We start from the raw sequence: 12,157 nt of genomic DNA on the forward strand, positions 1-12,157 counted from the left end.
AGTAAAATAAATATAAAAACCAAATAAATAAAACAAACCAGTTTTTTATAACGAAAACATATCAAAATATAGAAAATAATATCTTACTGACACGATAAAGCCAGCATATATACAAAAACACTTAGGATTCATCTCAATTGAGAAATTATATTATATTCTTTAATTTAACTAAAAATTAGATAATCTAATTATGACAACATGTTTAAATATCGTTAATTTGTTTTCAACAAGAATTAAAAATAAATTATAAATACAAATTAAATATGATACTCTTTTAAAGAATATTCTTTTTTAATATAGTCAATTATGGAATAATAACAATAATATCTCGTAACTGTTATATAAAAAATACCATTATTAACGTCAAATAAAGACACCCAACTTTTATATTTAGCTATTAATAAGATTTTAAGAAAAATAAATTTAAAACAGCTCACTATTTTGACTCGCAAAAGGTGTAAATATTGAATAAAAAAATAACAGAGTTTTTATCCACAACAAGACCCATTAAAATATAAAAAATGATAAACTCTATCTTTTTGCGATTACAGGTAAAATAAAAGACAAAATAAACTTAATATTAAATATTAAATATTAAATATAATAATAACAAAAGAAAACTGTGAAAGAGCGCCAGTATGGCGCTTCTTTGTTATTGAATAGCAGGTAAATCAAACTTTTGGTTTATAGCTATCTTTATCGAGATCATGTTTTTTCATTCGTAAATACAGCTTCTTACGTGGAATACCCAAATAATCCGCCACATCACTAACACGTCCCGCAAATAAATATAACGCATCTTCTATTAATCGACGCTCATATTCATCCACAAGATTATCCAAAGGGCCTTCAGGTGGAATAATGGCGCGATGTTGTTCACTATCAACCATTTTCACAATACCTACCGCATATAATTCAGCAACATTTCGTAACTCACGAATATTACCCGGCCAATCGTAACGCTTTAAAATATCGAGATAATTACGATCAATTTTCGGTACTACAATACCGAGCCTCTGTGCACTTTGTCGTAAGAAAGCCCTAAATAACGGAATAATGTCTGGACGTCTGGCACTTAACGGAGGCAGTGAAAAAGTGATTTGTGAAAAATAGTAATAGAATTCAGGGATTAATCGTCCTTCTGTTACCAGTTGCTGTGTATTATTTTCTAAAATTGCAATCGTTCTAAAGTGGCGCTTTCCTTGGCGCTCCATATCTAATAGATAAGAACTTAACCAGCGTTGTGCCTCAGATGATAAATCATATGGAGAACGTAAAATCAGTGTTCCGACTTCATCTGCTTCAATTTGGGCAATAACCTGTTTTATATCCGCTAAATTTTGGCAATCGACGGTTTGGATAGCTTTATCACTATGCGGGCTTAATTCATGCAATAGTTGCGCAAGAAGATGTCGCCCTGTTCCCATCTCACCTTCTATCATTAAATCTTTATCGATATCGGCAATTTGTTGTACTTGCTCTCTAATCGCGGTGATTTGCGCACTGTCTCCCACTAATCGCTCTTGTGTGGTACTTATTACCGCATTCCTAAGCGAAAGAATGGATTGACGCTCTTTGTGTGCCTTCGCCACTAACTCTAAGAAAATAGGTGGATTAATCGGTTTTTCAATAAAATCATAAGCGCCTTTTTTTACCGCTTCTACGGCTAACGGTATATCGCCATGTCCTGTGATCATGATAACGGGGATACGAGAGTCAATTTGTTTAATACGCTCTAATACTTCCATGCCATTCATTGCTGGCATATAGATATCAAGTACAACAGCACCCTGCCATTCTGGTGTTAAAAGGCTTAATGCTTTTTCTGGTGAGTCGGTTACTCTAGCAACCATTCCCGCAAGATTGAGTAAATGGCGATAAGATTCAAGAATATCTTCATCGTCATCAATTAATAAAACGTCGATATCAGGCATGTGTGATTGTGTCATCTGTAAACTCCAAAACAACCATGGCGCCACCATTTAATGTAGAGGCCAAGTAAATTTCATAACCAAACCGTTGCATAATTGAACGGCAAATGGATAACCCTAACCCAAGCCCCACATCTTTTGTGGTTGTAAATGGGGTAAATAGTTTTGGTAAAACATCTGAATTGAATCCTTTTCCACTGTCCGCGATCGCCACTAATTTTCGTTTAGGATCAACAGATAAAAGATCAATTGTGATTTGGCTTTCACCAACACCCGCAATGGCATCCATTGCATTAACAAACAAATTAACCAAGACTTGCTCAATTTGTGTCGGGTCTGCGCAAATGGTTAATTCATCAGGAATATTATTCGTAATAATGCACTGCTCTCGTTTAGAACGGGACTCCACCAGCACCATCGCACTGTCTACCAGCTCTTTTAATGGCGCTGAAACAAAACTAATTTCAGACGAAGATTTACGTGAAAAATTACGCAATGCAGTAATTATTCGATTCATTCGTGCGCACAGCTTTTCAATGCGTTCGATAGAATCAGGTAATTGATCATATTTTTCCATCTGCATAGTCAGTTTTGCACTGTATAGATAGGTGTTGATTGCAGAGAGTGGCTGATTAAGCTCATGTGCAAGGCTTGTCATCGCCTGCCCTACAACTGCCATTTTAGCTGCTTGTACTAACTCTTCTTGTGTCTGAATTAAATGTTTCTGTGCCTGTTCACGCCGTAATATCTCTTCATTCAATTGCTGGTTTTTATCCTGCAAATCTTGTGTTTTTAATGCCACCAGCCGTTGAAGCTCTAATCTGCTTAGCTCTTGGCGCGTAATATCCGTGATAGTCACAATATATTTGTGTTCATCTTTATGCGGATATTCTCGAATATTAAATTGTAAGAAATGAGGCTCACCTTCTTTTAACATTCTGATCGTGCATTCACTCTGCCCTAATAAGTAAAGCTGACCACTTGAACTAAATTGCACTTTAAGCATGGTGCTCGCCTCACCACTAAACAGTAACCAGAGTGGCTTATTGTTTTGCTCTTTTCCTGTGCCTAATAGTGTTGCTGCACTTGGGTTTACCGTTTCTATTCTGCCATCGTGGTGACAGGTAATTAAACTTGCATCGGTATTATTAATAAGATTTAACGCATTGCTGGTTTCAACTTCTTTCATTTGACGCCAAAATCGACGAAGTCGGCGACTTAACAGGCCAATTTCATCTTGTCCTTCAATCAGTACAGGCTCCGTTAAATTACCTTTGGCTACATGCGCTAAGTCATCACTTAGTTTATTCAATCTTGCGATAAGTCTTCTATCAATCAAGATTTTCATCACAATAATACTCAGCAATAGTGATGCAATAATGATGACAACAATAACGATTTTCCCTGTTGCCATTAGTTTGCGGGTATTATCATTAAGTTTATTTAGCGCCTCACTTGTAGCAAAAACATTACCTCTGACGGCATTATCAAATTGTGATAATTTTTCATTTAATTCAGGGGTTAATGCTTTGAGCTTTTTCTCGTTTTCCACATCATCAATCAGTGTTTGATAGATATCACCGTCATAACGGGTGATCGCAATAATCTCTTGTAATACCTGACGATGGGCAATAGTCGATGGATAGCTTTTTAGTTTCTGATTTAAAGCAATAATTTCATCAATTTTGACGCTGATATAGTGGAAAGCGACATCAATATCACGGCTATAACGTTGATGTGCAATTTCTTCAACCAAGCTGATTAATTCATTTTCTGTCGTAAACAACTCTTGTAATAAGGTTGATTCCAATAGGAGTTGTAGGCTGTTTTCCTGTACATTTTTTTCATTGATCATTTGGCTGACATGCCACTCAATTTCATTAAGGAGTGGTTTAATGTCTTCACCAACGGCGTCATGCATCCACGCTAATTGCCCTAATAATTGTGCAAGGCGGTTTTCTAATTCACGTCGTTTATCCAATAATACATCTTGTTGATTAATAAGCTCCGATAACTCATCAACAAGTTGAGTATAAAAATCACGCTGTGGCTTTTGCTCAATAGGAAACTTACGCAAATTATCTAATAACTGATGAATTTCCTGCTGTTGTTGCTCTGAAATCGATTTTCGTTGAGTCTGTTCTCGCTCTTTTAATAGCATCTGTAAATTGGTGCTATAACGCTCCATGGTATAGCTGGTGGTTAACATCGGTAGAGACTCTCCCACTGACGCGTTAATTTGTGTCGCCAGTTTTCCCCACATAAAAAAGATAACCACACCAATCAATAAGGTGAGTAAAGAACTAAAGATAAACGCCATATACAGGCGTCTACCTAGTTTACCAAATTGTTTAGGCACTAATAATTTCATCCGTAATACCTTTCATAAAAACAGCGCTTCCTGCTGTATATTTGAACCACAAGGCGGTTAGGGTGATTTTGTCTCTTTCAATAAAACCAGTGCTTGTTCAAGCCTTTCAGCTTCTAATGTGCGCCATTGATACAGCACAGCTAATGCTTGATCAGAGTATTCTCGCTGATCGGCTTCTTTCATAAATAACGCTTGTAATGTCGGTGAATTAGCCTCTTTTTCGCTAATAAGCACTGAACTTGCTATTTTTCGCGCTTTACTGATCGCAGAAATACGTTCTGGCGTTTTATTTTCCTGTCTTTCTGCTTCGTGGATATCATTCCAAACTTGGCGCATTAAAGGAAAATTATGGGTGATCATTTGATCAAATAACGCATTAACGACTTCACTACGGCGATACGCCTCATTGCTGTTTAAAATAAATTCCGTGTTATTAGCAAGTTCATCGTTATTACGTAAAATCTCTTTACTTAATGGGATCTTTGCCATATCACTTTTATAGATGATCTCTTGTCCTTCATCCGATAAAAGAAAGGCAATAAATTTAGCTGCGGTGTCTCTTTTACTGCTTTCGGCAACAATAGCAACATAAGCTGGTAAAATAATCGACTTATCAAAATAGCTAAATTCGACAAAATCAAAGCGTTTCTGATGATTAAAAGCGTAGTTATCGATAATTGGGCCTGCACCTACAATACCTCTGGCGATAGCATCACTGACACGGGAACTACGTGCCGAAATCGAGGAAAGATTACCACTGGTTTCAAGTAAGATCTGCCATCCACGCTCCCAGCCGTACTCTTGTAGCACATTTTCTACCATCAATTGCATCGTGCCAGAGTTCGCTGGAGTGGTCATGGTTAAGTGCCCTTGGTAAATGGGATCACTTAAATCAACCCAACTTTTAGGTGCAGGAATACCGAGTTTTTGTAGGTATTGCGTATTACTCATAATACCAATACCAGAATAGCCAACCGTGGTTATCTTATCGTTTAAGATATCACTATGGCGCGTTAACCATTTTGGCGTTTCGTAATTTACGGGTAATCGAGCCAGTAACCCTTCTCTATCTAGATGATGAAAAAAGTTAGCCGATGACGACATCACAATATCAACTGGCTGTGTGGGATATTGTTTCATCATCCGTGTCGCAATCGCAACGCGACGATAAACCACTTGCACCTTAGTATCTGGATAACGTGCACTAAAAGCCTCTGTAAGTGGTCGCATTGGTGTATCTGAAAGAGTCGTCAGTATAACAAGTGGCTGCTCATCACTACGCACGGGTGTGATAAACAGCCAACTAAACAGTAAACAGACGAGGCTCAGTGTTATTTTTATTCTCATGGACATACCCCTGGTTTTGTTTTGAATAAACATAAAAATGTGTCGAACTTCAAACTTCTGATATTTAGCAATATTTATTATTTTTGGCTAATGAGTCCTTAATGACTCATTTCTAACAATGATACGACGATATCTTCACTCATTTTTAAACCAACGCCTAATAGCGATGTTACAAATTTGACTCACCGATTCAGCAGAATGTGTCATCGATGACTCAAATTCCCTCTTTTGCACCAAGATGACCTAAATGAATAGCATCAGCTCTGAAAACCAAAATCAGCTTCAGACATGAATAATATTCGGAGTCATCTCTATGCTAAGTTTCTTTAAAACCAGAAAGGATCTGCCGCTAATAGAAGCGTCAAGTGAAAAGATCCGCGCAATATATAAAAAGCACCAATGGCAGGTCTTCTTTGGTCTTGTTCTTGGTTATGCCATGTTCTATGTGGTTCGTATGGCACTCGGTGTGGTGAAAAAACCTATGCTGGATGCAGGTATCGTAACCACCGCTGAACTCGGTTTAATGGGTTCTGCGTTCTTCTTTACCTATGCATTTGGTAAGTTCTCTAACGGCTTCTTGTCAGATTATGCCAATATTGGACGCTTTATGTCCATCTCGTTAATTGCCTCTTCCTTTGTTTGTATCTTCATGGGAATGTCAACGGCGAGCCTGTTCTTTATCCTTTTATGGGGTATTAACGGTTGGTTCCAGTCTGTGGGTTCAGCACCTTCTTGTGTCTCTATCTTCCAATGGTTCTCACCAAAACAGCGCGGTACAGTTTATTCCATCTGGGGTGGCTCGCGTAATATCGGTGAAGCAATTACGTGGATCTTAACGGCAACCATAGTGAGCTTCTTCGGCTGGCGTGCAGGTTTTATCGGTGCCGGTATCGCAGGTATTGCTGCAGGTATCATCTTACTGATGATTTTGAAAGACCGTCCTCGTACTTATGGCTTACCTGATCCAGCAACCGCATATGGCGAAGAGTCAGAAGCCGTTAAATCAAGTGATCCTAAAGAAACACGTCGCGCTCAGTTATTCGTATTAAAGCAACCAACAGTGTGGATCATCGCAGCAGCATGTGCGGCTATGTATATCTCTCGTTATGCAATCAGTTCATGGGCAGTTCTTTATCTACAAGGTTCAAAAGGCTACTCACTGATTGATGCGGGTTTCGCAATGTCTACTTACCCAATCGCTGGTTTCTTCGGCGCAATCTTAGCGGGTATGGCTTCAGACAAACTGTTTAACGCTAACCGTCATATTCCAACTCTAATTTATGGTATCGCCAACATCGCTGGTTTTGCACTGATGTTCTGGGGTCCACAAAGCCGTGTTATGGATGCTGTTGCATTAAGTATGGTTGGTTTTGCAATGGGTGGTCTGGTTGTGTTCTTAGCCGGTTTAACCGCTTGTGACCTGATGCCGAAAAACGCAGTAGGTGCAGTAAAAGGCTTTATCGGACTGTTCGCTTACATTGCAGCATCGGCTCAAGAACTGATTTCAGCATCACTGATTAAAGTCACACAAGTTGGTGATATCACTCACTACGACTTCACCACAGTACAGTATTTCTGGATTGGTTCTGCCATCGTTTCCATGATTTTAGCGACGCTAGTCTGGAATGCGAAAAAAGTTACCATGGATTAATGAATTAATTAAGTTGTCATCAAGGGATACCTTTGGGTATCCCTCTTTAAAAAGAGAATGTCATTATGCGTAAGACAAAAATTGTTGCGACTCTTGGCCCAGCTAGCTGCTCAGAACAGATGATTGAAAAGCTGATTATCGCAGGTGCTAACGTATTTCGTTTAAACTTTTCACACGGCACTCGCGAACAGCATCAGGCCACAGCCGCAACTATCCGTCAGGTCGCAGAAAAACATCGTGTATTTATCGGGATCTTAGCTGACCTGCAAGGCCCGAAAATTCGTATCGCTAACTTTAAAAATGATTCAATTCAATTAAAACAAGGTGATAGCTTTATTCTGAATGCAGATTTAGACAGCACATTAGGCGACGAGCAACAAGTTGGTTTGGACTACCCACAACTTGTTCAAGAAGTCACACCAGGGAATATTCTGCTACTTGATGATGGCAATATTCAATTACAAGTCAGCGCCGTCAATAATAATAAAATAGAGACTGTCGTTACTGTTGGAGGCAAATTATCTAACCGTAAAGGCATTAACTTACTTGGTGGTGGTTTATCTGCTCCTGCATTAACAGACAAAGATAAACAGGACATACACACAGCAGCCGCTATTCAAGCAGATTACATCGCCGTTTCATTCCCACGTAATGGTGCTGATATTGAATATGCACGAGGCTTAGTGATTGCAGCAGGAAGTCACGCCAAAATCGTTGCTAAAGTTGAACGAGCTGAAGTGGTTTCTTGTGAAGAAAACATGGATGACATCATTAAAGCATCTGATGTCATTATGGTGGCACGCGGTGATTTAGCAGTAGAAATTGGTGATGCCAGCTTACCAGGCGCACAAAAGCAACTGATTGCACGTTGTCGCGCATTAGGTTGCCCTGTTATTACCGCAACTCAAATGATGGAATCGATGATTGAAAGCCCAATGCCAACGCGTGCTGAAGTGATGGATATTGCAAATGCCGTAGGTGATGGAACGGATGCTGTGATGCTTTCAGCGGAAACGGCAGCAGGGAAATACCCTGTAGAAGCCGTTAGTGCAATGGCGCGAGTCGCTGAGGGAGCTGAGCGTTCTTTTGCAGCAAACGCAGAAAACCCATGGCAATCACCGTCTTACTATTCACAAACAGGTCGTTGGATTGCATTAGCAGCGGCAACCACAGCATTCCATGACGACAAGCATTTAAGTGTTGCGGCATTAACAGAAAATGGCAAATCAGTGACCTTATTGTCACGCTTTATGCCAAACAACAACGTATATGCATTAACCGATAATCCCGCACTTGCAGGTCAATTAACTGTATTACGTGGTGTAACACCTGTGGCTTATCAACGTCAAAATAATAATGACTGCGATGAAAGCATCATGCAAAAACTGCAAACAGAGGGATTATTAACAGACATGAATTCACTCTTGATCACCCGTTTATCAACTTTTGAGAAAACCGGTGAAAGCGATTGTTGTCATCTTGTTCCTGTAAAACAAGTTGAAGCAGCGACGGCTTGAGTGTCTTCCATCAAGGGGCTTATGAGAGAGGCAACCTGAAGTAAATAACAAGAAAAAGAGCACACCAAAATCATTTTAGCCACAGGGAGTGTGGCTATTTTTCTTTCTACTTATCGCAAGGATAAGCATCTTGTAATGCAAGAATATAAACCAATTCTATGGGTGCATTTTTTTGTTTCTGCTTAACAATGGGATTTTTATCTAAATAAGCATCAATATGCTTAACCATAAAATCTCCATTTTGTTCTATTTTAGGCGGTGGACAATAAAGAGGACGAAAATCATCGTTATTTTGATTCTCAATTTTCACAGCAACAGCATAAAAATTCAATCCATTCGCAATACCGTTTAAATAAGCTTGTGTCACGGACTCTAATTGTTTATTGGCAGGATTATCTTGGGTAAGCAATTGTTTAACTTGAAGATAAGCACTCAGCGTTATCGCTTGTGAATACACAGGGAATAACAATAACATTCCTATTACCCCCTTTAATAACATTCCTTTTTTCATTCTGATGTTCTCTTTATTTCAATAGATATGGATTTAATTCTAGTCGTTTTATTGCGTTAAGAATATGTGCAGTGAATATATACACTGAAGATCTTTTAGAGGATCACATTGTGCAAATCAAACTTATCAAATTGTGATCATAAACTCATTTAGGATGGTTTCTAAACTAATTAGTTTATTTATACTTTACAAAGTAAATAAAACGGTGCATAACTATCAAACACAGACGATTTTATATAAAAAAAACATCTTTTAGTTTTGTTTCTAAACAAATGGAGTAGTAACGTGACACCGAACGTACCCAATACATTACGGCAAATGAATGCCTCGCTTGTATTAAATGTCATTCGTCATCAAGGTCCTTTGTCACGGGCTCAGATAGCCAAAGTTAGCGGGATTACAAAAGCGACGGTGTCTGAAATTATTAACGATCTCCTTGAAGAAAAAATCGTTTATGAAAGCGGAGTCAGTTCGCCAGCAGGACAAGGCAGAAAAGGTATTTTAGTTAACTTCGATCCTCAACACAGTTTAGGCGTCAGCATTGACTTAGGTGGAACCAAGATAGCTTATGCGGTTTTTAACTTAGATGCCGAATTGTTGTATGAATATCAAGAACCTACCTTTGATACTGACGACCGTGATGACTTTATTACGCAATTTGCACAAAGTATTGAAAATGTGATCGAAAAAAGCGGCGTAGACCGTCAAAAGATCAATGTTATCGGTGTCGCCACACCAGGGATCATCGATATCAAAAATGGTGTTGTGCTAGAAGGCTCCCCTAACTTACCTCAATGGGATAACTTACCTTTAGCACAACAGCTTACAGAAAAACTCAATGTACCCGTTGTACTCGAAAATGATATTCGTGCCGCACTTGTGGGTGAAATGTGGAAAGGCCGCTGCCGTCATACGCACAGTTGTGCACTGATTGGTATTGGCACAGGATTAGGCTCCGCCTTGCTGATGGATGGAAAAGTTATCCGCGGCGCAAACAATGCAGCTGGTGAAATCGGCTATATGATGTTTGCTCGTGATCATCTTTTTCGTAATTGGCGCAATAAAGGGTGCTTTGAGAGTTTCTGCTCCGGCTCAGGTTTAAGTGAGCGAATGGCGAGCTTGAAAGGGGAAAATCTTAGTGCGATTGAGATTCTTCAAGCCTCACAACAAGGTGATCCGCTTGCTCAATCCTTAGTTGAGGAAATGGCAGATTATCTTGCTATCGGCATTATGAATTTAGTCGCCATTGCAAATCTGGAAAAAGTGGTATTAACAGGCGGGATCACCCGTTCTGCTGACACCTTTTTACCGCGTGTTCAGGCAAATCTAGATAGACATTTATTTGCTAACACCAAAGTGAATATCGAGCTTTCTGAATTATGGGAAAAAGGCCCGCTTTATGGCATTGCTATTCTCGCCTTAGCTACGGTTTATCCATCAATTCAATTTATGCCCGAGATCCAATTGAGATAACCCTAATAAAAAAGTCTTTAAACGAGATGGGAGCGACTCATGGCAGGAATACATCTTCACCCACATGATATTTTAGACGAAGGCATGCCCGCTATTCTTCAACGCCTTGACGGTATGAAGCATGTTGAGCATTTATTTGTCGAAATTAATACGATTTTTGAACGTAACCCTTACCCTGTTGGCGATCTGCCTCATAACCCTATTCATAATGTGGTTATGGGAACTGGTACACTACACATCAATACTCATACTGATTTTCCTCGTCTGAGCCAACGTGTTGATCCCACAATTTTAGCGGGTGCAGATCCGCTAATGACGATAAAAAAAGCCACTGATGGTGGAAAATATAAAGTCATCCCATGGGCTAATATTCTTAATGGCGACTTCATAGGGGATGTAGAACATAATCAAGTAGTGGACTTTAAAGGCCGTCCACAAGCGCATTGGCTCTGCCCTAACGCTCCCGATGTTGCACAACTTTGGCAAAAGACATTCACAGCATTAAAACAAAACTACGGTTATGACACCTTTTTAATTGATCGAATTCGATTCCCTGATTGGGCAGGTAAAGAAGTGAATCCAGCAGGGTTATTTACCTGTTTTTGCCCTCACTGCGAAAAGAAAATGGTGCAACAAGGTTTACCCGTTAATGAAATCAAACATCGCCTTGCTGCTTTAGCTGATTCATTAAAACAAGGGGATTTCGAAACGCCTGTTACCGCATTAAAAGAAGAACCTCTGTTAAAAGCATGGCAACTATTTCGCCAACAAAGTGTGACTCAATTGGTTGAGAAATTACTGTCTGATGCAAAACAAACAGCAGGTGGAATTACGTTATGGCTCGATTTGTGGCCACCTGCTTACAGTTGGATCTTAGGTCAGAACTATCATGAATTAACGCGTTATTCTTCAACACTCAAACATTTCCCTTATCATAAATTAGGGGGTGGTGCAGATGTTCAAGGGTTAATTAATCATTTTGCTCATGATAGTGAAAGCCAAGAGCGTGCATTTACTGCGTTTAAACGTTTATTTGAACTACCTTATGATATTTCATATGAAACCTTTAAACAGCAAGGCTTCCCTATTCACTTTGTTGCAGAACAAAATAATAAAGTTCGCCAGCTTTCACAGCCAAATACCTTTATTTATAGCGGTATTCAAATGTGGAATTTACCAGCCTCTCAATTAATTGAAGCGGTTATTGCTGCCGAAGAAAGTGCATGTGATTCTCTGCTTTATTATTGCTACGGATGGGCGACGCAAGAGTTATTTGATGCGATTGGTGAACACAATACACCTAATAATAACTCTTATAATAACAACACAGTTAAAAAATAATACACCGTGGAAAAT

The 12,157-nt window shown here is 39.2% G+C and carries 8 protein-coding genes; 4 read left to right on the forward strand and 4 right to left on the reverse strand.

Features of this window, described 5'->3' with window-relative positions:
• Positions 1 to 671 precede the first annotated feature (671 nt).
• Genes ACWPWK_RS06985 through ACWPWK_RS06995 form a run of 3 tightly spaced genes read right to left on the reverse strand, consistent with a single transcriptional unit; the run spans position 672 to position 5,649 of the window.
• Positions 672 to 1,949, reverse strand: a complete 1,278-nt coding sequence (locus tag ACWPWK_RS06985) for a sigma-54-dependent transcriptional regulator (protein ID WP_109372979.1) — start codon at positions 1,947 to 1,949, stop codon at positions 672 to 674.
• Positions 1,927 to 4,302, reverse strand: a complete 2,376-nt coding sequence (locus ACWPWK_RS06990; RefSeq protein ID WP_109372978.1) for an ATP-binding protein — start codon at positions 4,300 to 4,302, stop codon at positions 1,927 to 1,929. Before ACWPWK_RS06990 ends, ACWPWK_RS06985 begins: the two co-directional genes overlap by 23 nt.
• Before the next feature lie 57 nt (positions 4,303 to 4,359).
• A complete protein-coding gene (locus ACWPWK_RS06995; RefSeq protein ID WP_109372977.1) occupies positions 4,360 to 5,649 on the reverse strand; it encodes an ABC transporter substrate-binding protein in 1,290 nt (429 codons plus the stop codon).
• Between the two features lie 313 nt (positions 5,650 to 5,962).
• Here ACWPWK_RS06995 and ACWPWK_RS07000 point away from each other — a divergent pair, with 313 nt between their 5' ends.
• Positions 5,963 to 7,300 (forward strand): MFS transporter, encoded by a 1,338-nt coding sequence (locus ACWPWK_RS07000; protein ID WP_109372976.1) that lies wholly within the window; start codon positions 5,963 to 5,965, stop codon positions 7,298 to 7,300.
• 65 nt (positions 7,301 to 7,365) lie between these two features.
• Positions 7,366 to 8,817, forward strand: a complete 1,452-nt coding sequence (gene pyk, locus ACWPWK_RS07005; protein WP_109372975.1) for a pyruvate kinase — start codon at positions 7,366 to 7,368, stop codon at positions 8,815 to 8,817.
• A gap of 106 nt (positions 8,818 to 8,923) precedes the next feature.
• Here the strand turns inward: pyk and ACWPWK_RS07010 are convergent, their stop codons facing one another.
• Positions 8,924 to 9,328 (reverse strand): Rap1a/Tai family immunity protein, encoded by a 405-nt coding sequence (locus ACWPWK_RS07010; protein WP_109372974.1) that lies wholly within the window; start codon positions 9,326 to 9,328, stop codon positions 8,924 to 8,926.
• Between the two features lie 285 nt (positions 9,329 to 9,613).
• On the opposite strand from ACWPWK_RS07010, the gene ACWPWK_RS07015 reads away from it, so the two are divergent.
• Positions 9,614 to 10,801 (forward strand): ROK family transcriptional regulator, encoded by a 1,188-nt coding sequence (locus ACWPWK_RS07015; protein ID WP_244185045.1) that lies wholly within the window; start codon positions 9,614 to 9,616, stop codon positions 10,799 to 10,801.
• Between the two features lie 39 nt (positions 10,802 to 10,840).
• Positions 10,841 to 12,142: a hypothetical protein gene (locus ACWPWK_RS07020; RefSeq protein WP_109372973.1), complete on the forward strand. Its 1,302-nt coding sequence runs from the start codon at positions 10,841 to 10,843 to the stop codon at positions 12,140 to 12,142.
• The last annotated feature ends 15 nt before the right edge of the window (positions 12,143 to 12,157 follow it).

It is taken from the genome of Proteus sp. Marseille-Q3619 (genome assembly GCF_965283115.1).

Excerpts from the sequence above, each read along its gene's own strand:
- ACWPWK_RS07020 (WP_109372973.1), top strand. The coding sequence starts at position 10,841 with ATGGCAGGAATACATCTTCACCCACATGATATTTTAGACGAAGGCATG.
- ACWPWK_RS06990 (WP_109372978.1), bottom strand. The coding sequence starts at position 4,302 with ATGAAATTATTAGTGCCTAAACAATTTGGTAAACTAGGTAGACGCCTG.
- ACWPWK_RS06985 (WP_109372979.1), bottom strand. The coding sequence starts at position 1,949 with ATGACACAATCACACATGCCTGATATCGACGTTTTATTAATTGATGAC.
- ACWPWK_RS07000 (WP_109372976.1), top strand. The coding sequence starts at position 5,963 with ATGCTAAGTTTCTTTAAAACCAGAAAGGATCTGCCGCTAATAGAAGCG.
- ACWPWK_RS07010 (WP_109372974.1), bottom strand. The coding sequence starts at position 9,328 with ATGAAAAAAGGAATGTTATTAAAGGGGGTAATAGGAATGTTATTGTTA.
- ACWPWK_RS06995 (WP_109372977.1), bottom strand. The coding sequence starts at position 5,649 with ATGAGAATAAAAATAACACTGAGCCTCGTCTGTTTACTGTTTAGTTGG.
- pyk (WP_109372975.1), top strand. The coding sequence starts at position 7,366 with ATGCGTAAGACAAAAATTGTTGCGACTCTTGGCCCAGCTAGCTGCTCA.